At 52.1% G+C, this 23809-nt stretch carries 24 protein-coding genes; 12 read left to right on the top strand and 12 right to left on the bottom strand.

The window, feature by feature from the left end:
• Positions 1-7 precede the first annotated feature (7 nt).
• From J4772_RS28140 to J4772_RS28130, 3 genes are all read right to left on the bottom strand, one after another.
• Positions 8-412: an S-layer homology domain-containing protein gene (locus J4772_RS28140; RefSeq protein WP_209072402.1), complete on the bottom strand. Its 405-nt coding sequence runs from the start codon at positions 410-412 to the stop codon at positions 8-10.
• Between the two features lie 198 nt (positions 413-610).
• Complete coding sequence (locus J4772_RS28135) at positions 611-3214, bottom strand: winged helix-turn-helix domain-containing protein (protein ID WP_209072401.1); 2604 nt, start codon at positions 3212-3214, stop codon at positions 611-613.
• A gap of 317 nt (positions 3215-3531) precedes the next feature.
• A complete protein-coding gene (locus J4772_RS28130; RefSeq protein WP_209072400.1) occupies positions 3532-4362 on the bottom strand; it encodes an AraC family transcriptional regulator in 831 nt (276 codons plus the stop codon).
• A gap of 138 nt (positions 4363-4500) precedes the next feature.
• Here J4772_RS28130 and J4772_RS28125 point away from each other — a divergent pair, with 138 nt between their 5' ends.
• Complete coding sequence (locus J4772_RS28125) at positions 4501-5469, top strand: Gfo/Idh/MocA family protein (RefSeq protein ID WP_209072399.1); 969 nt, start codon at positions 4501-4503, stop codon at positions 5467-5469.
• A gap of 20 nt (positions 5470-5489) precedes the next feature.
• Positions 5490-6257, top strand: coding sequence for a TIM barrel protein (locus tag J4772_RS28120; protein ID WP_209072398.1), 768 nt, complete (start codon positions 5490-5492; stop codon positions 6255-6257).
• A 107-nt stretch (positions 6258-6364) separates the two neighbouring features.
• Here the strand turns inward: J4772_RS28120 and J4772_RS28115 are convergent, their stop codons facing one another.
• Complete coding sequence (locus tag J4772_RS28115; protein WP_209072397.1) at positions 6365-6700, bottom strand: type II toxin-antitoxin system PemK/MazF family toxin; 336 nt, start codon at positions 6698-6700, stop codon at positions 6365-6367.
• A complete protein-coding gene (locus J4772_RS28110) occupies positions 6697-6963 on the bottom strand; it encodes an AbrB/MazE/SpoVT family DNA-binding domain-containing protein (protein WP_247740878.1) in 267 nt (88 codons plus the stop codon). The genes J4772_RS28115 and J4772_RS28110 overlap by 4 nt, the downstream gene beginning before the upstream one ends.
• Before the next feature lie 295 nt (positions 6964-7258).
• Between J4772_RS28110 and J4772_RS28105 the strand changes: the two genes are divergently transcribed.
• On the top strand, positions 7259-8521 hold the full coding sequence (locus tag J4772_RS28105) for an IS91 family transposase (protein ID WP_247740877.1): 1263 nt from the start codon (positions 7259-7261) through the stop codon (positions 8519-8521).
• A gap of 131 nt (positions 8522-8652) precedes the next feature.
• Here J4772_RS28105 and J4772_RS28100 read toward each other — a convergent pair whose 3' ends face one another.
• The 4 genes from J4772_RS28100 to J4772_RS28085 form a co-directional block, all read right to left on the bottom strand.
• On the bottom strand, positions 8653-9000 hold the full coding sequence (locus J4772_RS28100) for an RpnC/YadD family protein (RefSeq protein WP_209072395.1): 348 nt from the start codon (positions 8998-9000) through the stop codon (positions 8653-8655).
• Positions 9001-9025: 25 nt separating this feature from the next.
• Positions 9026-9256 carry a hypothetical protein gene (locus J4772_RS28095; protein WP_209072394.1) on the bottom strand — a complete coding sequence of 77 codons (231 nt, stop codon included), beginning with the start codon at positions 9254-9256 and terminating at the stop codon, positions 9026-9028.
• A 142-nt stretch (positions 9257-9398) separates the two neighbouring features.
• Positions 9399-9896 (bottom strand): YcxB family protein, encoded by a 498-nt coding sequence (locus J4772_RS28090; protein ID WP_116063632.1) that lies wholly within the window; start codon positions 9894-9896, stop codon positions 9399-9401.
• A gap of 42 nt (positions 9897-9938) precedes the next feature.
• Positions 9939-10127 (bottom strand): hypothetical protein, encoded by a 189-nt coding sequence (locus tag J4772_RS28085; RefSeq protein ID WP_209072393.1) that lies wholly within the window; start codon positions 10125-10127, stop codon positions 9939-9941.
• 149 nt (positions 10128-10276) lie between these two features.
• Here J4772_RS28085 and J4772_RS28080 point away from each other — a divergent pair, with 149 nt between their 5' ends.
• The 4 genes from J4772_RS28080 (at position 10277) to J4772_RS28065 (ending at position 16514) form a co-directional block, all read left to right on the top strand.
• Complete coding sequence (locus tag J4772_RS28080) at positions 10277-11365, top strand: GntR family transcriptional regulator (protein WP_247740876.1); 1089 nt, start codon at positions 10277-10279, stop codon at positions 11363-11365.
• 106 nt (positions 11366-11471) lie between these two features.
• The gene (gene araD / locus J4772_RS28075) at positions 11472-12176 is read left to right on the top strand and encodes an L-ribulose-5-phosphate 4-epimerase (RefSeq protein ID WP_209072392.1); all 705 of its coding nucleotides are present in this window, start codon (positions 11472-11474) and stop codon (positions 12174-12176) included.
• A 33-nt stretch (positions 12177-12209) separates the two neighbouring features.
• Positions 12210-13883: a ribulokinase gene (locus J4772_RS28070; RefSeq protein WP_209072391.1), complete on the top strand. Its 1674-nt coding sequence runs from the start codon at positions 12210-12212 to the stop codon at positions 13881-13883.
• Positions 13884-14066: 183 nt separating this feature from the next.
• Positions 14067-16514: a glycoside hydrolase family 38 N-terminal domain-containing protein gene (locus J4772_RS28065; protein ID WP_247740875.1), complete on the top strand. Its 2448-nt coding sequence runs from the start codon at positions 14067-14069 to the stop codon at positions 16512-16514.
• Positions 16515-16581: 67 nt separating this feature from the next.
• Here the strand turns inward: J4772_RS28065 and J4772_RS28060 are convergent, their stop codons facing one another.
• Positions 16582-17445 carry a phytanoyl-CoA dioxygenase family protein gene (locus tag J4772_RS28060; protein ID WP_209072390.1) on the bottom strand — a complete coding sequence of 288 codons (864 nt, stop codon included), beginning with the start codon at positions 17443-17445 and terminating at the stop codon, positions 16582-16584.
• A gap of 132 nt (positions 17446-17577) precedes the next feature.
• Between J4772_RS28060 and J4772_RS28055 the strand changes: the two genes are divergently transcribed.
• The gene (locus J4772_RS28055; RefSeq protein ID WP_209072389.1) at positions 17578-18453 is read left to right on the top strand and encodes a helix-turn-helix domain-containing protein; all 876 of its coding nucleotides are present in this window, start codon (positions 17578-17580) and stop codon (positions 18451-18453) included.
• A 76-nt stretch (positions 18454-18529) separates the two neighbouring features.
• Here the strand turns inward: J4772_RS28055 and J4772_RS37685 are convergent, their stop codons facing one another.
• Positions 18530-18682, bottom strand: coding sequence for a helix-turn-helix domain-containing protein (locus J4772_RS37685; protein WP_371822919.1), 153 nt, complete (start codon positions 18680-18682; stop codon positions 18530-18532).
• A 44-nt stretch (positions 18683-18726) separates the two neighbouring features.
• Positions 18727-20286 (bottom strand): HEAT repeat domain-containing protein, encoded by a 1560-nt coding sequence (locus tag J4772_RS28045; protein ID WP_209072387.1) that lies wholly within the window; start codon positions 20284-20286, stop codon positions 18727-18729.
• Positions 20287-20430: 144 nt separating this feature from the next.
• Here J4772_RS28045 and J4772_RS28040 point away from each other — a divergent pair, with 144 nt between their 5' ends.
• From J4772_RS28040 to J4772_RS28025, 4 genes are all read left to right on the top strand, one after another.
• Complete coding sequence (locus J4772_RS28040) at positions 20431-21300, top strand: helix-turn-helix transcriptional regulator (RefSeq protein ID WP_209072386.1); 870 nt, start codon at positions 20431-20433, stop codon at positions 21298-21300.
• A gap of 445 nt (positions 21301-21745) precedes the next feature.
• Positions 21746-22669: an NHL repeat-containing protein gene (locus tag J4772_RS28035; protein WP_209072385.1), complete on the top strand. Its 924-nt coding sequence runs from the start codon at positions 21746-21748 to the stop codon at positions 22667-22669.
• A gap of 274 nt (positions 22670-22943) precedes the next feature.
• A complete protein-coding gene (locus J4772_RS28030) occupies positions 22944-23447 on the top strand; it encodes a hypothetical protein (protein WP_147310278.1) in 504 nt (167 codons plus the stop codon).
• The gene (locus tag J4772_RS28025; protein WP_116063620.1) at positions 23447-23794 is read left to right on the top strand and encodes an Ig-like domain-containing domain; all 348 of its coding nucleotides are present in this window, start codon (positions 23447-23449) and stop codon (positions 23792-23794) included. Before J4772_RS28030 ends, J4772_RS28025 begins: the two co-directional genes overlap by 1 nt.
• Positions 23795-23809 lie beyond the last annotated feature (15 nt).

Below are 23809 nucleotides of genomic sequence, written 5' to 3'. Positions count from 1 at the left end.
GTCCTCCTTAATCTGCCCATTGAAGGTCGACGTTGCGGCAGACAGTCAGCATACGAAGAATCATAGCAACCGCCTGTTCACGCGTCCCGTAGGCGCTCGGATTAAACCTGCCGTCGCTGCCGCCCTTCACCACTTCAACGCCGGCCAGCAGCTCGATCCATTGACGCGCCCAGCTTCCGTCCGTATCCGTGAACAAGGCGTTGCCGGCAGACACCTCGAAAACAAAACCATGAGTCGTGTCAGAATGGCCGAAAACTCCCGAGAACGCCATCGAACCTGAGCCCGCCACCGTGGCCATGATCTCCCGGCCAGCAGCATAGGCTTTGCCCCCGAAGCCTTCCAACAAGGAGAGCCCCATTAACAGAAGCGCCATAACAGCAGCAATTATCGGTTTGACCTTGTGGTTACGCATTCTTGTTCCTCCCTCAAGAAACTATGCCAAGGTTAAAGCTATATGAAAGACGACCAAAGCACATCTAGAGAAAGTTATAGACAACATAAAAAACTCTCTTTTTGTCAAACAGCGTCGAAATCGGGCCAACAAAAACAGACTATAGCCGAGGTCCCGATGGGGATCGTCTATAGCCCGCTATCCTGGAATGAGTATCGACTAGCTTAGCAGCAGAAGCTCTCTTGCCTTTTTGATCGCCTGCACTCTCGTACGGACACCCAACTTGCCATAAACATTGTTCGTGTGACTCTTGACGGTTCCTTCCGTAATCCCCAAGTGCGAAGCGATCTGCTTATTGGACATCCCTTCGGCCATTAGACGTACAATCTCCATCTCGCGATTCGTCAGCCCTTCGACCAGGACGGCCTCCAGGACGCGTACCTCCGCCTTAATCGGCGCTTTAGATCCAGTCGGCAACCGGTTCAAAGCCTGAAGCAAATGATTGGCATAATTCAAGAGAACGTAAGAAGCATTCCTGGGTTGGCGGCCTTGCTGAGCTCTCTGATAAGCGGTCAGCAGTTCCGCCATCACTTGGCCTTCATCCACAAAGCTGCGAACGAAACGTTGCGGCCATGCCAAGCCTAAAGCCGTCTCCAGCAGATCGATCGCCTTATTCGGCTGCCCGCTGCGGTAATGCGTCACGCTTTGCAAAATGAGCATTCTGATTCGCTCCCGAAGACGATCCTCTTTCCAGAACAACTGCTGCAGCCTTTCCGACAACGACAGCGCTTCGTCCGTCCGCCCGCATGCGGCCAGCACTCTGGCCAGAGCCGTATATTCGGCTGCTTCGTTCAGCGGGATCTCATCCGTCGGGGTCATGCCGCATCGTTCCAGCCATTCCTCTGCCGCAGACAGGGAGCCCTGCCTTACGGCCAGGCAAGCCTGCTCCGCTTCAATCTTCCGCAGAAAGACGGCATAATCCGGAGATTCGATCTGTACCTTCAACCGCTCCAGCAGCTCTGCCGCCCGAGCCGGATGGTCCAGCGCCTGCTGAATTCGCGAGGCGCTAACGTAAATTTGCAGCATGCTCCTCGTGTTGGGCGGCGCATCCTGGGGACGAAGGACCTGACCGATACAGCGCTCGGCTTCCTCCAGCCGATTCCATTCATAGAGCAGCTTGCTGTAGGAGGCTTGGATTCGCCCGGCAAACGGGTGCGTTATCTTGTCTCCCCACCGGGCGATCCATTTCAACAAGAGCGCAGAGGCGCCGTGATAATCGTTAATAAACGTCAAATGATCCTCAAATTCATCGTAGCCGTTATATCGATTGTTCCCGATTGTTTGCAAGAAGCTGCCTTCCGGCGCATACTGGTCAACCAGCTCGAAATAGTCGGATACCTTGGTCAAATCTTTCTTGAAATAACTGGAGGTTGCACACAGGTAATAGAGGTTGCCCATGACGTTCTTCCATTCCGCGTCATCCATCGTCCCTTGCAGCGCTTCATAGCGAAGCTTGGCCCGCTCTATCTTCTCCGAGGCTTTGTCCCACTGCCGGATTCCAATCAGAAGGAGCAGATAGAACATTTCTACCATCGGTCTCCTCGAGATGACACTCTCCGGCAGTTGCAGGATCCATCTGCTTAGCACGGCAAACTTCTTCTGCAGGAAGGCTTGAAGATTGTTCTCAATGACCCGAACGACATCCTCGTGCTGTCTACCTTCCAAATAATGCTCGGCCGCTTCCTCTTCGAAGCCGTGGCTTTCCAGCCAACGAGCGGCATGGACATGCGTTTGCGCCCATAGTCCGGGATCGGTTCGAATAAACATTCGCCGCAAAAAATCGGACATTAAGTGATGATAACGGTACCAGTTCCTTTGATCGTCCAGAGGGGTAATGAATAAATTCCACTTCTCCAATCGCTCAAGCTGCTCTTGAGCGTTCGATTGGCCTGTGACAGCATCGCACAAGGAATGATTCATGCGGGATAATATGGAGGTTTGGAGCATAAAAGCGCGGGTAGACTCCGGTAACAGAAGGTATACCTCTTCCATCAAATAATCAGAGATATGAGTTTGGTGGCCGCTGAATTGCCGGATGGATTCCGTAATATTATCGCTTCGCTTCAGAGAGATTGCCGCGAGCTGCAAGCCGCTGATCCAGCCTTCCGTCTGATGGTAAAGCTCCGCAAGCTGCTCTCTGGACAACGATAAACCCGCGATTTCCCGGAAGAAAACGTCCCCTTCATCCGGAAGAAAACGTAAATCCTGGATCATAATCCGCCGCATTTCTCCCTTGGCCAAGAGCCTGGCAGTAGGGATAGGCAATTCGATACGGCTGGCGATATACAAATGAATATGAGGAGGTAAATGGTCTACGAAATAACTTAACGACCTCTGGATTTCGGGAAGCTCAATGCAATGATAGTCGTCCAATACGATCGCGAGTTCGCCGGGCAGCCGATTCAACTCGTTCAGCATAGCCGCAACCGCAGGCTCCGAGGATGCGAATGACGACGACGGTCCCTTCGCCAGCAGCGGCATAAACGTCTGCGCGAAGCCGGGAGCTTGCCCCCGAATGGAAGAAGTCACATAGGTCCAGAATGATATCCACTCGTCATCCTGCTTGTCCAGCGACACCCAGGCGACAGCAATTCCGCTCTGCCTGGCCCATTCGCTTAACACTGTCGTCTTCCCGTAGCCGGCCGACGCGGAGATCAAGGTCAGCTTCGCTTCGAGCCCCTCGTCCAGCTTGCGCATCAATCTTGGCCGCGGCACCGAATCTTGGCGTTTATGTGGAATATATAGCTTGGTCTTCACAATCACTCGAAACCCCTCCAGGATCGATTCCAAAATGAACAAAGATGATGATCCTGCGGTAAAAGTCACGCACGATACTCATGGGGGAAAACAATGGACAGGGGGGAATGTTATTTGGAAATATAGCCTAAATAGAATTCGCCAAAATTCTTTGAAATCCTTCACCTTTCTGCTGGCGGCTATGATTCGTTCCTCATACAGCGTAACCCTATGCGTCATATGGGCCGCTCCCCTATCGTTTAACGCCTGCACCGCCTTGCTCAGACCTTTGCCATATTATCCTCCTACCTACTCGACTTAGCTTGTTCCCTTCCTTCTCCCCCCTAATCCCCATACTGCATCCGAAACTGAACCGGCGTCATACTCGACAGCTTATGAAACGTGTACACGAAATGGCTGTCGTCCTGGAATCCGACCGAGGCGGCGATGTCCTTGACCGTGCGAGTTCGATCAGCTATTAACAGCTCCTTAGATTTCTGAATCCGAAACTGGACCAAATATTGATAAGGGCTGATCCCCCAGCTTTTACGGAACAGCGTGTTGAGATATTGCGGGCTGACGCTCAGCGTATCTGCCATGCGGCCAAGACCAAGATCCGGATCGCCATACTGCTCCTCGATGAGCAGGTAGATCGGGGTGAGTCTCTCGTGCCCCTTGGACAACGACGGCTGGCCGCTCGATCGGCCATACTGCTTAAGCCACGAAAGAAAAGCGTAAACTTCGAGAGATCCGCTAATACCCGCGAAGTCGTAACTGTGGCCGATTCTCTCTCGATAATGATCGTGAACGAAGGCCAGCGGGCAATCCTCGTCCCAACTGATTGGCGTCATCATCGGAATGTCCATAGCGGCCGCGATCGGACTGGCTAGCGCCCCGTCGAACGTCATGAACCATGTGGACCATACAGCATCCGGATCCGGAACGTAGCTATGCGGCACATTGGGCTTCACAAAAATCCCCTGATTCGGCTGAAGACGAACCGTCGTACCGTTAACCGTAAACTCCCCGCTTCCCTCGACCGTATGCAGCCAATGAAAGCTCTGAAACCCGTGCTCCCGATGAATCGGCGACTGATCGGTATAGCCAATGCTAGTCAGATGAAGCGGCAATCGCCGCCCCCACTCCGTCGTCACAAAATGCCTTCCATAGTACATTCCCCCGCCCCCATCTTGTTTCATTTTTCGATACCATATAGGAAGTATCTTATATTTAATTTGAATATAACATGGACTACAATGAAACCGTAAGTTGAATTATACGACATCCTACCTTGTAAGGGAGCGGATCAGCGCATGACGTTAAAGCTTGGTTTTATCGGAACCGGAGGCATTGCCAATCATCACATTCGCAATTTGGTGCAGATGGAGGGCGTCGAGCTGGCAGCATTCTACGACTTGGATATCCAGCGGGCGCAAAAAGCTGCAGACGAGCACTCCGGTGCGAAAGCGTACTCAAAATTGGACGATATGCTGGATGGATCGCAGTTGGATGGCGTTTATGTATGCGTTCCTCCGATGGCTCACGGGGAAGCGGAAGAAAGTCTCGTGGAGCGCGGCATCCCTTTTCTGGTGGAGAAGCCTCTAGGCATCGACCGTGAGCTTCCGCGCTCCATCGGCGACAAGGTGAAAAATAGCAAATTAATTACCTCCGTCGGCTACCATTGGCGGTATAATGAATCTGCGGCGCTTGCCAAAAAGCTGCTGGCGGACAGCAAGCCCGGCATGGCGCTCGGCTACTGGATGGGCGGAATGCCGATGGTTCCATGGTGGAGAGTGCAATCCGGGTCCGGCGGACAATTCGTCGAGCAGACGACGCATATCGTTGATTTGCTCCGTTACGTATGCGGTGAAGTTAGCGAAGTGTACGCCGCCTACGCGCTTCAGGTAATGGGTGAGAAAGTCGAAGGCACCGACGTTCCCGACGTTGGCACAGTGACACTGAAGCTGGTTAACGGCATGGTCGCAACGATCTCGAACACTTGTCTGCTTCCGATCGGACACCATGTTGGATTGGACATCTACACCGGCAACGGAGTATTGGAGCTGCGAAGCGACGCGCTTAACGAGCTGACGGCCGAAGGAACGAACGTGCATCCGAACGTCGCCAATCCTTATTACATCGAGGACGAGGCATTCCTGCACGCATTGCGCACCGGGGATACATCCCGCATTTTGTCCGATTACAAGGATTCGCTGAAAACGCACGAAATCACAATCGCCGCGAACGAATCGGCTCTGTCCGGCCAAGCGGTGAAGCTTTAATAGAGAGGAGCTTGAGAGTCATGAAATTTTCGTTATGTATCGGAGCTTATCCAGGGAAAGACGTCGTCTACCATCTGGAAAAAGTAAAGGAGCACGGATTCCAAGGGCTGGAATACTATGCGTGGTGGGAGCTAGGCGATCTGAATAAGCTTGCGGCTGAACAGGAGCGCATCGGCGTCGGACTTAGCGCCACTTGCACGAAGTTCATCAGTTTGGTGGACGAGTCGCTGCGCGACGATTATGTGGAAGGCGTTCGCCAGACGATCGAGGCGTGCCGTATTCTCGGCGTCCGCTCCATCATTTCCCAGACGGGCAACGTGCTTGACGGCGTACCGCGGGATCAGCAGCGGCAAGCGATGGTGGAGACGCTGAAGCGCTGCGCGCCATTGCTTGAGGAAGCCGGCATGGTGCTGGAGGTCGAGCCGCTTAACGGACTCGTCGACCACGCCGGGCACTTCCTGCAGCGCTCCGACGAATCGGTCGACGTCATCGATCAAGTTGGCAGCCCGAACGTCAAGCTTGTGTTCGATGTCTACCACCAGCAGATTACGGAAGGCAACGTCATCCGTAACGCAACCGGCTACATCGACCGCATCAACCACTACCATATCGCCGATAACCCGGGACGCAAGCAGCCGGGCACGGGCGAAATGAACTACGTCAACATTTTGCGCGCCATCAAAAATACCGGCTTCTCCGGCTTCGTCGGCTTGGAGTGCGGCTTCACGGTCGATACGGACGTGGCCATCCAACAGTTTAAGGAAGACATTTTGTCTCAGGTGCTGTAAAGAAAAGGTGTCCCATAGAGGAATCCGCCCATGCGGGCTCCTTCTATGGGACACCTTTGCAAGGATCCCAGACCAAAGCTAAAGATCAGACTCCCGGCACCTCGCAGTCAGGCTAAAACAGAACGAACATTTAATAAGACAACTCTGAGAAAATCGGATTCGACAGACACATTGCCAACAACCTCCACCTTGCGTTTGCGTACGTCCAAGCTCTTGAATTGATCAGTAAGGACTACGCCGGAAAATGTCAACCCGCCCGGAATCGGAACTTCGAAGGCATAACCCTTCGCTTGTGTCGTGATCGGACACACTACAGCAAATCCTGTTAGCTGATTAAATGCCAATTCGGACAATACGATTGCAGGGCGTCGGCCGGCTTGTTCGCGGCCAGCTTGCGGATCGAAGTCCATCCAGACAAGGTCGCCGCGCGCTGGAATGGTCAAATGAGTTCGTCCCCTTCGATACCAAAGTCAATTTCTCTATGTCTCGGCGAATCCGGTTTGATTTGCGAAAGCAGCGACTGAAGATGTACACGGAGATCTTCATTCGATTCTTGCCGTTTCAATGGCCTGAGCAGAATCTGATTATCGGAAGTCAGAATCGCTTCAAGCTCAGCTCCCTCTGTCAAATTCAGATGCTTTATAAATTGATTCGGAATCCGGACAGCGCTGCTATTTCCCCATTTGCTCAACGTTACCGTTGCCATAGTAATCACACCTCTACCCAATTGATGACTCAATTATATCGCATCCCTTCAACAATGTATATCAATAGGATATACATTTATTGAATAAAAGATACATTTGGTTTGCGTGCGAGGTACATAGTTTTCATTGAGATGCACTCTTCCGGCCACATAATTTACTCCCAGGTCGGGGTTGCCATACTCTTTCTTAATGATATCGAGCGCCGTACGAAATATTTTTACATATAAGAATTTATATCGTTTCAAGGGGTAAAGGGGAGTTCACTTCTCTGACATTATCGAGTAAGGTTGGAATATGGAGCCGAATGTACTGAAACGAATCTTCTTCGATGAAAATCAGCACTGGGATCGCTTTGTTGAGAAGCACGGAAAGAAGATCCGTCCAAACGTGCTGAAGGAAGTCTCGAAATTTCGCGGATGTGGTGACCCGAAGAATGGTTTTAAGTTGCTGGTTTGCGAAGGATGCCACGATATAAAGCGAGTCCCTTATCGGTGTAAAGGACGATTCTGTACGACATGTTCTTGCGGGGAAACCGAGGAATGGAGTCGGCTACTTGAGCATGACGTATTTCAGGTCAATCATCGTCATGTGATCATGACGATGGATGAAGGGTTAAGAGACGTATTTCTGAAGCACCGTGATTTGCTCAAAGGATTTATGGACGAAGCGGTGCGAATCATAAAGGAATATTTCGAGAAGAAGCATAAGAGTACACCGGGCATCATCGCCGGACTCCATACGTTTGGTTCACGAATGAATTTTAATCCGCACATACATATGCTTGTGACGATGGGCGGTATGAAGCAAGACGGGGAGTGGAAGAGTTACGACTTCATACCGTTTGAGATGTTGCGGAAGCAGTGGCAGACGGTGGTGCTCAAGCTCATCCGGAAAAACTTAAGTGCAGAGGAAAAGAAGCTTGTACAAGCTAGACTACAGCAGGCCTACTCGAAGAACGGGGAAGGCTTCTATGTGTATGCACCGAAACAGAAGGGGAATGTGAAAGTGCAACTAGGGTACATAGGGAGATACATTCGTAGACCGGCGATAGCCCTAAGTCGGATCGTGGATTATGATGGAGAAACGGTGGAATTCCGATACGTGGATAAGACGGATGGGAAAGAGAAAACGGAGCGGATCACGGTGGAAGAATTCATATCCCGCTTGATTCGACATATCCCGGATGAGCACTTTAAGACAATCCGATACTATGGAGTCTATTCCAGGCGGTTAAAAGGGTTATGCAAGAAAATGGTGAGCCAGTGGCAGAAGACGGCCCGGAAATGGATTGTAAGAGCGAAGCGGTTAATACGACGTAAGACGTGGCGAGAGCGGATCGTCCAGAAGACAGGGAGTGATCCGATGACCTGCCCGAAGTGTGGATGTTATTATGAGTACAAGGGAGAAGCCTGTCTTAAGGATGGGCAACTTGTGGTGAAGGTTGCGTTGAGTGCGAATAGTAAAGCCGTGTTGGAAAGGATGATTCGGGATGTCGCCGGTGTCGAAGTCACGCAAGAAGCAGGGAAAGAAAAAGAAAGCAGGGAGCGCGCCGCTTAGTAAGTACTTACAGGACAAGCTAGCGGTAAAATACATCTGTTTGACGTGTAAAAACGAAGAACAGATCCCCTATGAAGTGGTGAGAAACTTTGATGCCATGGATGGAGGAGATCCGCTGGACCCACCACAATTCACGTGTGAAGAATGTGGAGGAAACATGTATCCGGAATACTACAAAGGGATCCACGGGCACGAGTACCGAATTGAAGATGTATGTAACTCATAAGTGCAATATCGGTGTATGAACGACAAGGACCGTCAGGGTGAACTTCCCTGACGGTTTTTCTTATGGCTATTTCGTCAGGGGATAGTCCGGTCGCTCCGGCGATCGTGTCGATATCAACGCCAAGCTGCAGCAAGTTGCCGGCGACTTCGGCTTTGGCTTGCTGGACTCCGAGTTTTTTACCTTCTTGCAGGCCCTCTTTTTTTCCTTCTCGTCTTCCTCGCTTCAGCGCCTCGGGAATAAACGTCTTAATCATCTCGCTTACCTCCTTCTCCGTTTGCTTATATTCTCTGTAATGACGGTATAAGTAGTTCAGAATAATCCGAATCGAATTTGGCGTTGCCGTAATGAATGGATTTTACGTCGGCTCTGGTAAAATTCTCGTCGAACAATCCGTTAAGCAGCTGCAACTGCAACTGCTTGGAGAGTCGGAACAGCACGCTCATCATCTGATCGAGCTTCAGCCGTTCCTTCTCATGCTGCTGCTTCTTATCTGGATTCTTTGCCTTCATTATAAACCACATCCCTTCTGTTCCGCGATTGTTCGTCAACGCAAAGAAAGCACACCCCGAGCGCGTTGCCGCGCTATCGGAGTGTGCTTCACTCGTCAACTTCATTTTTAACTCTGGATAAATTCACTATAGTCTATCCGCTTTAGCGAATCAAGCCGCGATTAATCGTTAAGTAGCGGCCTGCGAGTTCTCTGAACAGATCCTCTTGTTCGCGTCCGGAGAAGGCTTCCTTCGGAGCGATCCAGAATTGCGTCTGATCCAGGAAGAGGAAGTAGTATCGGTCCGTTTCGCATACTTTTCTAATGTCGTTCCAAGGAACGGTGTTGTCGAGATCGTCGGATTTCAGACGGAGCGAGCGCTCGTCCGCAGACAAGGTGAACGGCTTGGCGTAGCGCGCGTCGCTAGCGAATTTGTTCGGCTGGACATAGCATGTGATAAAGTAGAGCAAGGCCAGCAATACGAGCACGAGCAGGGCGATCCATAGCATGTTCAAGTTGGACTTGGTGAAGTAAAGGACAATCTCCAGCAGCACGATAGCCAGTCCGATTCCGTTCGAAACCCAAAATCGGAGCGAATGATGATGATAGTCGCGGATCGCTTTTGTCATATGCTCGCTGTATTTATACGTAATATCGACCAAAACGGTATTCCTCCCGAAAAAAAATTGCGGCTGCGGTCAGACTCAGGGCAACGAAGCTTTCGCTTCTTGCAGAGCGGCAATGATACGTTCCAGTTCCTCGCGTTCCTTAATCACGAGAGAGACGTATCGTTGACGATACCCGCTGCTCGACAGCTCGATGCGGACAAGTCGTTTGTCGCTGTCGGCGCTAATATCGATTTCTTCCGTCGAATAGACCATACGGCTTGCCACGGAACCGACCTCCGAATTCATAATACTAAACTATAGCACATTTTGCCCGAATAGACAGGTCTGAAATTGGTACGTACAAGTAGGGGCTTATGCTATAATGACTCTATGTAATAACGGATTGGCCGCTCAACGAGGAGGAACCGACAATCGTGCAATCGCCGAAGTATATACAGCTTAAAGAACAATTGCTGTCCTGGATCGCATCCGGACGATACCGCCCGGGGGACAAGCTACCGTCGGAAAACGAGCTTGCGGAGCAGTTCTCCTTAAGCCGTCAGACGGTAAGGCAATCGCTCGGAGAGCTTGTACAGGAAGGATGGCTGGCCCGCGAACAGGGCAAAGGAACTTTCGTCGGCAGGCAATCTCCGGAGCGGCGCGTATCGTCGGGCAATCGAACGGTCGGGATCATTACGACGTCGATCTCGGATTATATCTTTCCGTCCATCGTCCGGGGAGTGGAATCCGCGCTTAAGGATAGAGGCTATCGTTTGCTGCTTTCCAGCACCGATCATCGCAAAGACAGGGAGCGCGAATGTCTGGAAATGATGCTGGGCCATTCGGTGTGCGCGTTGATCGTGGAGCCGACCAAGAGCGCGGAGGGAAATCCGAATTTCGATAATTACATGGCGATCGAGGATCACGGCATTCCGATGCTGATGATCAACGAGCGGTATTCGGATTTGGACAACCCCAGCGTCAGGTTGGACGACGACGCAGGCGGCTATATGGCTGCGGATCACTTGCTTGGATTGGGGCATCGGCGGATCGCCGGTTTTTTCAAGACGGACGACATGCAGGGCGTTCGGAGAATGAAGGGATTTATTCGCGCTTGCCGGGACCGCAAGCTTCCAGCCGATGCGAGCCAGATCGTCAGATATTCGACCGAAGATAAAGGCGAACGGCCGCAGCGCATGCTCAGGGAAATGCTGCTGGCCGAGCAGAGACCGACGGCGATCGTGTGCTACAACGATCAAATGGCCGTATCGCTGCTCGATACGGTCAGAGAGCTTGGCCTCAGAGTTCCCGAGGATCTGTCCATGGTCGGCTACGACGATTCGTTCCTGGCGACGGCGACGGAAATTAAGCTGACGACGATTGAGCATCCGAAATCCGCACTGGGGGAGCGGGCGGCAAATCTGCTGATCTCCTTGCTGGAGGACGGCAAGCCTCTACCCGACAAGGACGTGCTGTATGCGCCAAAGCTAGTCGTTCGCCAATCCGTCTCGGAAAGACATTGACGGAGGATCTCGACACACCTGTACGTACAAGTGTATAATCTTTCTAGGGAGTTCAGGGTGGGGATTTTAATAAGCCTCGTCCTTCTTAGGGAGGAAGTGTTATCACTTGTTAGATCAACTTAAGGAACAGGTGTGTCGGGCCAATGCGGAGCTGCCGAAATACGGCCTCGTTACGTTCACTTGGGGAAATGTAAGCGGCTTCGATCGGGCGTCGGGCCTTATGGTCATTAAGCCTAGCGGGGTTCCGTACGAAGAGCTGAAGCCGGAGCAGATGGTCGTCGTCGATTCGGACGGCCGCGTCGTTGAAGGCGACTTGCGCCCTTCCTCGGATACACCGACGCATCTGGTGCTGTATCGGGCTTTTCCCAATGTGGGAGGCATCGTGCATACGCATTCCCCCTGGGCGACGATCTGGTCGCAGGCAGGGCAAGGAATTCCGGCGCTCGGAACGACGCAGGCCGACTATTTCTACGGGGCGATTCCTTGTACGCGGCAGATGACGGACGAGGAGATTGGCGGCGAATACGAGGCGGAGACGGGAAATGTGATTGTCGAAGCTTTCCGCGGCCTCGATCCCGATCGCATTCCCGGAGTGCTTGTGAACAGCCACGCGCCGTTCGCGTGGGGCAAGGATGCGATGAACGCCCTTCATAATGCCGTCGTATTGGAGGAAGTGGCGAAGATGGCCTACCACACTCGGCAGCTTAATGCGGGAGTCGCCCCGATGGGCCAGGCGCTGCTCGACAAGCATTACTTACGCAAGCATGGCGCGAATGCCTATTACGGCCAGACCGGAGATTCGCGCAGTTAGTCATCATCCTATTCTTTTGTCAGGAGGTTACTCATGAGCAAGAAATATGCGATTGGCGTCGATTACGGCACGCAGTCCGGACGAGCGGTGCTCGTCGATCTGTCTAACGGTCATGAAATCGCGGACCACGTTACTCCTTATCCTCACTGCGTTATCGACGAGAGGCTCCCGACTTCCGGCCTCGAGCTGGAGCATGATTGGGCGCTGCAGCATCCGGACGACTATCTGGAGGTGCTGCGCCGTTCCGTCCCGGAGGTGCTTCGGCAATCCGGAGTTTCGCCCGCCGATATCATCGGGCTTGGCATCGATTTTACGGCGTGCACGATGCTGCCCGTCGATGCGCAAGGAGTGCCGCTCTGCCTTAAGCCGGAGTGGAAGGACAATCCCCACGGGTGGGTAAAGCTGTGGAAGCACCATGCCGCGCAGGACGAGGCGGACCGCCTCAACGCAATCGCCGCCGAGCGCGGAGAGAAGTTTCTGCCGCGTTACGGAGGGAAAATATCGTCCGAATGGATGATCGCGAAAATCTGGCAAATCGTGAACGAAGCGCCTGAAGTGTATGAAGCGGCGGATTTGTTCACGGAAGCGACGGACTGGGTCGTATCCCGGTTGACCGGGCAATTCGCGCGCAACAGCTGCACGGCCGGCTACAAGGCGATCTGGCACAAACAGGACGGCTATCCGAGCAACGACTTTTTCAAGGCGCTCGATTCCCGTCTGGATAGACTGACGGAAACGAAGCTTCGCGGCGAGATTTTGCCGCTTGGCTCGAAAGCCGGCGAGCTGACGGAGGAGATGGCTAAGCTGATCGGCTTGAATGCGGGCACGGCCATCGCCGTCGGCAACGTCGACGCGCATGCTGCGGTGCCGGCTGTTGGCGTCGTTACGCCGGGCAAGCTGGTCATGGCGATGGGGACGTCGATCTGCCATATGCTGCTCGGTACGGAAGAAGTAGCGGTCGAGGGCATGTGCGGCGTTGTCGAAGACGGAATTATTCCAGGATACATGGGTTATGAGGCCGGCCAATCGGCAGTGGGCGATATTTTCGAATGGTTTGTGGAGGAAGCCGTTCCGGCTTATGTGAAGGAAGCGGCGGACGAAGAGGGCGTCGGCGTCCACCAATGGCTGACGGAACGCGCGTCCGCTTACAAACCGGGGGAGACGGGGCTGCTGGCTCTAGATTGGTGGAACGGCAATCGTTCCGTGCTGGTGGATACGAATCTGACCGGAGTGATCGTCGGCTACAGTCTGCTTACTAAGCCGGAGGAGGTTTACCGCACTTTGCTGGAGGCAACGGCGTACGGCACGCGCAAAATTATCGACGCCTTCCACAGCAACGGAGTTCCGGTGGAGGAAGTGTACGCTTGCGGCGGACTGCCGCAGCGCAATGCGCTGCTCATGCAGATCTATGCGGACGTGACCAACCGCGAGATCAAAGTTGCCGACTCCAAGCAGACGCCTGCGGTCGGAGCGGCGATGTTCGGCGCGGTCGCCGCCGGCAGCGCAAGAGGCGGATACGACAGCGTCGTCGACGCCGCGAAGGCGATGGCTCGGGTGCGCGAGGAATCGTTTAAGCCGATTCCGGAAAATGTGGCGGTGTATGAAAGGCTGTACCGCGAGTACAGCGAGCTGCACGATTATTTCGGACGCGGCTCTAACGACGTGATGAAGCGTTTGAAAGCTCTTAAAGATGAGGCATCTCGCTAAAGGCGGGCAGTTGTGAAGGAAGCCGTTGTCTTGTTGCGCTCAGCAACAAGACGGCGGCTTTTTTGGCATTTGATATTTTTAATGTCCGCATCGCACAAAAACTTGACTCCTCTTTACAAATACTCGGCCAGATTTGATCGCTAAAATAGATTTATACGAAACAAGAAAAGGAGAGGTTATGTCGTGAATTCCCTGAAGCGCAAGTGGAAGATCTATGTCATCCAACATTCTCACACGGATATCGGTTATACGCAAAGACAAGAGAAGATCGAGCAATATCAAGTAGATTTTATCAGACAAGCAGTGGCCGTCTGCAACGCATCCCATTCAGGCGATCGTCCGGAGTGGGAAGGATTCAAATGGACCTGCGAAACGTTCTGGGCGGTTGAGAAGTTTCTGGAGCAGGCAACCGAGGAAGAAAAAGAGCAGTTCGTCTCCGCCTTGCGCAGAGGCGATATTGAACTATCCGGCAGTTATCTCAACATGACGGAATTGATTGATTACGAGCTGTTGGGCGTCATGCTTGCGAAAGCCGGGAAATTCGCAGAGCCTCTCGGGCTGCAAGTGAGATCGGCCATGACAGCGGATATCAACGGCTATAGCTGGGGGTACTCGCAAGCGCTGGCGGATGCCGGCATTGAACATTTGCTATCGTGCATTCATACGCATCACGGGATGTTCGCCCTCGGCCGCAAGCAGTATCCGTTCTATTGGGAGACGCCCAAAGGAAATCGGATTCTCGTATGGAACGGCGAGCATTATATGGTGGGGAACGAGCTTGGCCTCAACCCCGATGCCACGTTGTCCTATACGATAAAGGACGAATGGTCCGTATGGGGCATAGCGAAAGACCATTGGACGCTTGCAGAAGCTCGAATTTCCCGTTACCTGGGGCAGCTTGAGCAAGAAGAGTATCCGTATGATTTTACTCTAGTGAACGTGATGGGGTTGCTCACGGATAACGCGCCGCCAAGCGGCAAGGTGATGAGCTTTATCAAGGAATGGAACCGGAAGCACGGAGATCAAGTCGAGATTGAGATGACGACGCTTAACCGTTATTTCGATTTATTGAAGCAGCGGCCGGAGACGATTCCCGTTTATCGCGGAGATTGGCCGGACTGGTGGTCCGACGGCGTCGCCTCGACCGCGATGCATACGCAAATCTTCAGAAACGCGCAGCGGACATTAAACGTTGTCAAAAGTCTGGACCCGGATCGAAAAGTCGTCAAGCCGGATACGATCGCACAAGCGGAATATCAATTGATGATGTATGCCGAGCACACCTGGGGATACCATTCCTCTATCTCCGAGCCGTGGCATCCGATGGTGCAAGAGCTTGGGGTACGGAAGGAGGCCTACGCGGGCAATGCGAGCAGACTGGTCCATACCGCTTTGGACGATGTTCTGAAGCAGCGGGGAGACGCGTTGCTAAGACCGGATCGGGGCTTCGTCTATAAAGTCGTCAATCCCCACGATTTCCCTGTCGAGGATTTGGCATTTTTCTATCTGGAGGGACAATGGGAGGCCGATTGCTTCAGAGAGGGCTTTGAAGTTGTCGATGAACAGACAGGCACGGTCATCCCGCATCAGCAGGAGGAAGTTAGCAGAGGGTACCAAATTGCCGTTCAAGTCCAGCTTGAAGGAAAGGAAGAGAAAGGATTCTCGATTCGCAATGCCTCGAGCGCGAAGACGCGTACGACAAGCAGCACCCGATTATGCGGCTCCGACGGAATGTACGATATGGCCGACTTGATCCCCTTGGGTCTAAAGGAGCCTCTCCAGCTGACAATAGCAGAAAACTACATTGAATCTCCGTTCGTGCGTATCGCGTGGAAGACGGGCGAGGGGATCGTTTCCTGGGTCGACAAGCAATCGGGCAAGGATTGGATCGACCGCACTCAAGCTTGCGGAGCGTTCACTCCTGTCTACGAAGTCACCCGCGGTGCGGCCGGGGATCAAATGAACGTTCGGAGAACGATGGGAAGAAATCGCAAAGGGATCGATACCGAGCGTTCGATCGGGGTGTTGTCCGGCGTTAAACAAATCACGAACGGACCGATTTACGGTATCGTGGAATTGAAGTATCGCGTCCAAGGAATGAGTCATTATTCCCTGTTTCTTAAAGTTTACAGAGAGCAACCCCGCGTGGACGTGTCGGTTCGCATTCATAAGGACAGCGTCTGGGATCCTGAGAACGTCTATGTGTCTCTGCCCTTCAACAAAGCGGACAACGGGGAGCTATGGTTTGAAAAAGCGGGAGCTAACGTAAGGCCGGGCAAGGATCAAATTCCGGGGACGTGTACGGATTTTTACTGCATTCAGGAAGGACTGGCCTTGATTGCGCCTGACAACGGACTGCTGATCGCGACTCCGGATACGCCGTTAATGCAGACCGGGCCGCTCGAATACGGACAACGGCTTGTTCATGGACAGCAGCAAGAGAACGACCGGCAATCTTTATATGCATGGGTGCTCACGAATTATTGGGAGACGAACTTCAAAGCCACCCTCGGGGGATTTTACGAGTTCCGTTATATGCTGCAATGGGGCAGCTCGATTGACAGTGTGAAAAGAGCCGTTCAAATTTGCCGTAGCTTGAACACGGGGACGGTTGCGTACCGCACAAAATAACATTAGGAAAGCAAAAAGGGACCGGCACTCGTTGCTGGCTCCCTTTTTGCTGAATGGAATTGCAAAGCTAGAGAACCTTAAGCCCCGAATAAACAAGCGGGTTCAGAGGGCTAGCGGCTAATTCGCCCGGCTGGCAGCCCGGAAGCCAGTTTTTCAGATCGTTGCGGCGAGCGTTGCTGTCCGGTTCGGCGACTTGGGTTCCGTCTGCGTAGTAGATGATTGTCATCACTTCGCGCATCGTTTCCGTCGGATTGCCCGGGGCGCTGTGCAGCGTCCAGCCGTAGTGGAAGGTGGCGTCTCCGGCGGCCATGGCGCCGTAGTTGATCTTCGGCAAGCCTTTGCCGTCAACGTACTGCTGCAAGGTTCGATGCGACTCGTCGGAAATTTCCAGCTTGCTGATATAGCCTTGACGATGGGAGCCGGAAGCGAACGTCATGGAGCCTACCGCTTCGGAAATCGGAACTAGCGGCATCCACATCGTAACCGTCTTGTCCGTGTCGAGGGGCCAGTAAATTTGGTCTTGATGCCAGGGGGTATGGCCTCCTCCAGGTTCTTTGAAGAGCGCCTGATCGTGATAGATTCGAACGCCGTCGACCCCCATCAAGTCCGCCGCAATCTTGGCAAACCTCTTTGCCAGCACGAAACGGCGAACCTCCTCGCTTTGCTGCCACAGATTCGCAATTTGAATAAAAGCTTTGCCATAGGTATCGCGTTCATGCACCGGCTTATCGTGGTAATTCAGCTTCTTCACCCAATGGCTGATTAAAGGTTCGTATACGTCGATTTCTTCGGGCTTCGCCACTGCGCGGAGATGTATGTGCCCGTCTTGCTGGAAAGCATTGATTTGCTCGTTTGTCAGATGATACTGATCGTCAAGGCAGGGTAGAGATGCGGACTGCTCCGTCAACTGCGCTTTCTTCTGATCGTCCATGTGGGAATTCTCCTTTGATTATAGTTGGTTATTTAATTATGATTATAAAAGGATTCCTCGAAATAGCTTTGCCTAAGTTGATTGAATGTTTGTCAAAAACAACTGTGTTCAGCCGGCGGAGGGATGAATTTCATGTACGATTTAGGAGAATTGATAGCGGAGAAACCGATCGTCCCTTATATTCGCGAATGCGACTATGCCGTACGCAAGAGTTGGGTTATGCCCGAGCGCCGGCTTCTTGATTATTTGCTTGTATACGTTCAAGATGGCCGATGCCGCTTCAAAGTGGACGGCGTCGAATACAGCTTTAGAGATGGCGATTTTTGCTTGATCCAGCCGGGCAGCTTGAACCTGCTTGAAGGGCTTACGGATACGGTCACGCCGTTTGCCCATATGGACATTTTCTATCAGCCCGAACGGGAACAAAGCTTTCCTACCAGGGCTGGGCAAATCGATTTGTCCCCTTACTCGCATTTGCTGCAGCCAAGGCTGAATGATGTGTACGGCATCGAAGTGCCCGTTAGGCTCCAGCCGCGACATCCGGCCAAATTCCGCGACACGTTCCTGCATTTAGTAGAATGTTGGCAGCATAGGGAGCCGCTAATGCAGCTCAAGGCTCAGCATGCGGCGACAGAGCTGGTTCTGGCCATAATCGAAGAGCATCAAGCAGTCAACCAGCCGGTGCGCCCCTCACCGCAATCGATTAATTGGATCATGCCGTATTTATCGCTTCATCTCGGCGAACCTTTGTCCATCCGCGAAATGGCCAAACGCGCCAACTTATCGCCTTCCCGGTTCAGCGCCTTGTTCAGGCAACGGTTTGGCATGGCGCCTTATCAATACTTGCTGGAATTGCGCGTAAACCATGCGAAGGAACTTATTGAAACGACGGAGCTCTCGCAGGAAGAGATCGCCTCTTACTGCGGATTTGCGAATATTCATCATTTCTCCAAAGCGTTCAAGAAGAAGACGGGCAGACCGCCGGGGGCGTTCCGTCGTTTGCGCTAAACAGAGGGAAAGTGTAGCAGCAACAATAGCGACTGGTTCTAGGATGCTTGACCGCTCCTGCCGAAGAGAGCGATGATCAGGCATCGGCTTCAGCTGGCTCCAACGGGCTTTTCCTCCATATCGTCGGCGGCTTTCCGTAGTGTTTTCGAAAGACTTTGGAAAATTGCAGCGAATCCGTATACCCGACCGACCGGGCCACTTCCTCGATTTTCAAGTCATTTCTTCGCAGAAGCTCTCAAGCCATTTTCATTTTCTTAAAGCTCTCAATGATCTTTAGAAGGTACTCGCTTTACTCGTATTCGAACACCAACGGGAAGTCCGATAATATCGGATCAGAACATCGACCGCTTCATCCGTCCGAAGGTAGGTAAGCGCCTCTGCTGCATAGGCCCGGACGTAACGATCTTTGCTATGAAGAGCGCGTTCCAACGAACGGACGACCTGCCCGGCATCGCCGTCTCTGCCGGTACGGAGCAAGGACAGTGCCGCCGTATAGCCGATCTTGTTCATAATATAGCTTTGATTGCTTATATCCTTGTCGTCCGGATTCGCAGCATCGTTTTCGCTAAGGAGAGAATCTTCCAATACTTTCGTCAAGGCGGGAACGACATGCCCTGAAGCATTGCCGATCATGCCCAATGCTTCGATCGCATTTCGGCGAACCCATTCGCTCCCATCCCGCAACCTGGCGATTAACGAGGGGACCGCCTCTCCGGCGGAAGCTCCGATCATGCCAAGCACGAACGCCGCTAGCGCCCTACGCTTGGCACTCTGATGCTCCAAAACTTGGAGCAATGCCGGCACGGCCCCCGCACCGGCTCCCTGCAGCCCGTAAGCAGCCCGTTCGGCGACCAAAGTCGTTCCGCCAGCGATATGACCGATCAGTTCTTCGACCCCTGCGGGTCCCAAATGTCCAAGCGCGTAGGCGGCGTTCAAGGCGGTCGTTTCCGCCGGATCGTTCAGAAGAAGTCCTAACCCGGCAGCGCAAGATGCCGCAGCTTCTCCCAGCAGTCCCAGTTCGTCTGCGGCCCGCCCGCGAGCGTCTGCATCCTCGGCTGCAAGCTCTTGCCGAGCATGCGACAAGCGGGTCGCGTCTGACTGCTCGACTCTTTGTCTTGCCGTACGTTCTCCCCGGAGCCAATCCCATATGTCCTGCCAGAGGTTCAGATGGACTGCGGGCGTTCCTTCCGGGACAATCATCTCCTTGCTCTGATAGTTCCAGCTCGGATATTCCGGCTCGTGAAGTCGGACAAACTGGAACTTCAGCATGTAGCGATCCAGGTCAGTCACATTAAGCGTTGCTTTATGCCATAAGTCGAAATGGACCAGAACCATCGTTCCCGCCTTGCCTGTCGGCAACAGCGTTTCGCCCCGATCGCCGATAAATTTCTCATAGTATTGCGTACCCGGCATGATGGCGGTCGGACCCAGCTCTTCCGTAATGTCGTGGGTGTAATAGAAAATCATCGCCCACCATGGCCGGTGGCTGCGCATGGAGGACCAGTAACCGTCCTTGTGCCATTGTCCGCCGCCAGGCTGCTGGTTTTTCGGTTGGTTATAATGACAGTGCCGATGCGGATGCATATAATAGTCGGGCCCCAGCACGCTGGTCAGGGCGCCTCGGACGACCGGCGTGTCGAAAAATTGCTGAATGTCCGGAACACGCGGCAAAATGTTGTTGCCGGGGTTCCCCTCCTCGTGAAAAACATGATAAATTTCGTTCATAACGCTCTGATGAAGCTGAAGCGGCAGCTCGTTCTGAAGCACGAGATAACCTTTGGCAATGAATTGCAACATTTGTTCATCCGTCAACAAATACTTGCTATCCAACATGGTTGACCTCCCCTTAAATGCGGCTCATATTCAACAATATTGTAGCAAGCGGCGATTGTTGTGTATTTACAGAAGCGTCAGTAATTTATACAATCGTCCTATCAATTGTTCGAAAATTTGGCTAGGGGAGGAGCGGTTGAGAGGATGGATTTCGCCGGCTTTCACCCGTATGTGTATTATGCAACCCGGTATCCTTTTTCCAGAGGACAGGCGAGCCGCAATCGGTTTTGCTATGCATCCTCGCTCTATTTGATTAGCGAAGGCCAAGGTAATCTGCATACAGCCGGGCGCACTTATGAAGTGCTTCCCGGCTCCCTCGTTTACATGCAGGCGGGACAACCGCACGATTGGATTGCCGACAACCAAGAGCCGATGGTCCACATCTGCTGTTATTTCGATTGGGCTTACATGGATCGCCGGATCGTCTCTACCCACCCCAGCGTAATCTGCTACGACCAAGCTCAGCTGCAGCCATCCCTAATCGGACCTGCATTTCCTCATTTTATCCCCGAACACATGAGAGTGGAAAAGCTGCGGACTTGGATCGATCTGTTCGAGAAATTTTACACGGATAACGAATATACCAACGAGCGGACGTTCGTGCGCAGCCTAAAGGTCCAGAGCCGCTTTCAGCAGTTTATCGAGTATTTTCTCGCTTTTGCCTTGAAAGAGGAGCATATCCCCGATCCCCGCATGTACAAACTGCTAGAACGCTTGGAACAGGATTTGGTTCGGGGTGATCTGCAGCCTTTGGCAGCCTACTACAATGAACTGCATGTAAGTCGAGGCTATTTTTTCGAGCTGTTCAAGCAAGCTACCGGATTGTCTCCCGTGCAGTATATCAACCAATATCGGATTAATCGCGCGAAGGACGATCTGAGCTTTACGAATCTGAGCGTCACAGAAATCGCAGAAAAGCACGGTTTCTCGTCTGTGCATTATTTTTCTAAGCTTTTTCGCCAGCTAAGCGGCAGATCGCCGCGAGAGTTTCGTACAGCTCCATATGAAGTGTAAGAAGTGCATATCTCACCTAGAGACCTAATCATGAACCACAACATTTCCAATGGATTGAAAGTTAGTCGGAAAATCGTACAAAGTAACTCAAATCAGGCGCAGACGACGGAGGTTTGTAGGGAAAATCGTACAAAGTAACTCGAATCAGGCGCAAACGGCGGAGGTTTGTAGGGAAAATCGTACAAATCGAACAAAATGAAGGGTTGTATGTCACTTGAGCGTCTTTGATGATTGTGCGTATATCTGCTGGTAATTAACTGAAAGCGTTATGGGTCGTGATTAGCCTAGAGACTGCCTCATGCGGCCCTGAAACGGGTACGTTGCATTTGTAATTAGGAAATATTCAATTTATACTAGGAACCGATGAAATTGATTACGCTTTGCATACGAAGACGAATCGAAAGCAATCGATCTTATTCTAAAATCCGGCAGGGGGACTGAAATCATGGCAGTCAGAATGGGAAGCGGTACACATATCTATGAAGTCGCAGTTGGTTGGGCCAAGCTGCCGGACAACATTCGTTTAGGTTACACGCACGGCATCGTTACGGATTCCAAGGAAAACGTCTACGTGTTTCATACGAATGCTCCTTCGATCGTGAAGTTCGACAAGAACGGTAACTACCTCTCATCTTGGGGGGAGCAGTTCGAAGGGGGCGCCCACGGTTTTCTGCTGCATGCGGAAGGCGGGACGGAATACTTATATGTGACAGACGTTAATCAAAACTTGGTGGCGAAAATGACGCTCGACGGAGAAACTCTGTTAACGATCCGCACACCGGATATGCCGGAAGTATACGACGAGGAACGCAAGTTTGTCCCGACGGATGTTGCCGTTGCGCCAAATGGCGATATCTATGTGGCGGACGGTTATGGCCAAAGCTGGATTCACCAATACAACGCATCAGGTGAGCGCATTCGTTCTTGGGGCGGCAAAGGAACGGAAATCGGTAAGCTGGACTGCCCTCACGGCATATCAATCGATTTGCGTCACGAAGAACCGGAAATATACGTCGCAGACCGATCTAATCATCGGATTCAAGTGTTTACGCTGGAAGGGGAGCATAAGCGCTTTATCGACGAGAACATGGATATGCCCTGCAGCTTCTATTACTGGAATGATGAAGTCTATTTCCCGGATCTTCATAGCCGGATCACGATTCTCGATAGCCATGACAATTTGATCACGCATTTGGGAGAAGACTTGCAGGCAAAGAGCCAGCAAGGCTGGCCTAATGTTCGTCTAGACTACTTCCGCGACAACAGGTTCAGCTCGCCGCACGGCGTATGCGTGGATTCAGAAGGCAACGTACTTGTTGCCGAGTGGACTGAGTTTGGTCGTGTCACGAAATTGATTCGAATTCACTAGGCGCATTACGGCGCTCCTCTATTAAAGAAACAGGCCGCGAATCTCGATGCATGCGAGAGTCGCGGCCTGTTGGCTTTTAATAGAGCGGATACTGAGCCTTGCCGTCCTCGCGGATGTACCGACACTAGAGAAATTCATAGATCGGACCGCGTCGAATATCGGGCGATTGCAAATTTTAAGAAAAAAATAAAAAAATGTCGAAATCTGATGCAACCTTTTCCTTTTTCGATTGTGTATATAGTGAACAACAACGAAAAGGGAAGGGTTGATGACGATGAGACAAAGCAAAATTAAGAAAGCAGCACAAGGTTTACTGGCGACGATTCTGGTTGCCGGCATCGCATTCGGGCCGTCTGGAGAAGCCGTCCGGGCCGCCGAGGCTCAATCCCCGGCAGCATCCGGAGTGATTGCGTTGACGTCTGCGCCTCCTATTGAACCATTTAGTGTGTTTGATTCTACTCATTTGTATTTGGACAATGGAGTTAGTGTGATAACCCCAACTACTGGAAAAGTAACCGTATCTGCTACGACTACTGCATTAACAACGGTCGACTCGATCGGCATTATTTTTTACGTTGAAAAGTGGAACGGAAGCTCATGGGGAACAGTGGGATCCGGATCCACAATGGGAGGAAATTCGCAAGCCTACTACCACAATACGCTAAGCAAGACCGTTGACGCTGGCTACTACTATCGAGCTCGGACAATTCACTGGGTCATTCATAACGGCAAGTACGAACAAGGTGAAGTGATTACCAGTTCTGTCCTAGGAATATAATGGGTTTTATCGAAGATTGGATTAAGGCAACGAATCCTCAACCTAACGCAGAAGGAGTTCCCGAAGATACATTGATCGCGATTTCCTTCCATCAAGAGATCAATCGTAATACGCTCAATATGAGAAATGTTCTGATTCTGGATGGAAACAACGGCGGCCGTTTGATATCCAGTCGATTTTTATATCGCTATGAATCGGACAAGCGGACGTTGTTCATCTATCTGAAAGAAGAGTCGGAACGGCTAGGGGCGGGGAATGTGATTGAGGTCATATTGACAGGGAGAATCTCTAATATTAACCATAAAAAAATGGAGATTCCTTATCATCTGAGGTTCACTACAAAATGAACAACGGCGCCAGTG

Source organism: Cohnella sp. LGH, assembly GCF_017671885.1.
In the GTDB taxonomy this organism is placed as follows: domain Bacteria; phylum Bacillota; class Bacilli; order Paenibacillales; family Paenibacillaceae; genus Cohnella; species Cohnella phaseoli.
The sequence above is the reverse complement of the archived record's forward strand: the minus strand, read 5'-3'. Positions and strand labels throughout refer to the sequence as shown.

Coding starts and splice junctions, on each gene's coding strand:
- J4772_RS28060 (WP_209072390.1), bottom strand. CDS start 17,445: ATGGACGATCAGAAGAAAGCGCAGTTGACGGAGCAGTCCGCATCTCTA.
- J4772_RS28125 (WP_209072399.1), top strand. CDS start 4,501: ATGACGTTAAAGCTTGGTTTTATCGGAACCGGAGGCATTGCCAATCAT.
- J4772_RS28055 (WP_209072389.1), top strand. CDS start 17,578: ATGTACGATTTAGGAGAATTGATAGCGGAGAAACCGATCGTCCCTTAT.
- J4772_RS28130 (WP_209072400.1), bottom strand. CDS start 4,362: ATGTACTATGGAAGGCATTTTGTGACGACGGAGTGGGGGCGGCGATTG.
- J4772_RS28110 (WP_247740878.1), bottom strand. CDS start 6,963: ATGGCAACGGTAACGTTGAGCAAATGGGGAAATAGCAGCGCTGTCCGG.
- J4772_RS28040 (WP_209072386.1), top strand. CDS start 20,431: ATGGATTTCGCCGGCTTTCACCCGTATGTGTATTATGCAACCCGGTAT.
- J4772_RS28095 (WP_209072394.1), bottom strand. CDS start 9,256: ATGAAGGCAAAGAATCCAGATAAGAAGCAGCAGCATGAGAAGGAACGG.
- J4772_RS28035 (WP_209072385.1), top strand. CDS start 21,746: ATGGCAGTCAGAATGGGAAGCGGTACACATATCTATGAAGTCGCAGTT.
- J4772_RS28105 (WP_247740877.1), top strand. CDS start 7,259: ATGGAGCCGAATGTACTGAAACGAATCTTCTTCGATGAAAATCAGCAC.
- J4772_RS28045 (WP_209072387.1), bottom strand. CDS start 20,286: ATGTTGGATAGCAAGTATTTGTTGACGGATGAACAAATGTTGCAATTC.
- J4772_RS28140 (WP_209072402.1), bottom strand. CDS start 412: ATGCGTAACCACAAGGTCAAACCGATAATTGCTGCTGTTATGGCGCTT.
- J4772_RS28030 (WP_147310278.1), top strand. CDS start 22,944: ATGAGACAAAGCAAAATTAAGAAAGCAGCACAAGGTTTACTGGCGACG.
- J4772_RS28100 (WP_209072395.1), bottom strand. CDS start 9,000: ATGATTAAGACGTTTATTCCCGAGGCGCTGAAGCGAGGAAGACGAGAA.
- J4772_RS28070 (WP_209072391.1), top strand. CDS start 12,210: ATGAGCAAGAAATATGCGATTGGCGTCGATTACGGCACGCAGTCCGGA.
- J4772_RS28120 (WP_209072398.1), top strand. CDS start 5,490: ATGAAATTTTCGTTATGTATCGGAGCTTATCCAGGGAAAGACGTCGTC.
- J4772_RS28025 (WP_116063620.1), top strand. CDS start 23,447: ATGGGTTTTATCGAAGATTGGATTAAGGCAACGAATCCTCAACCTAAC.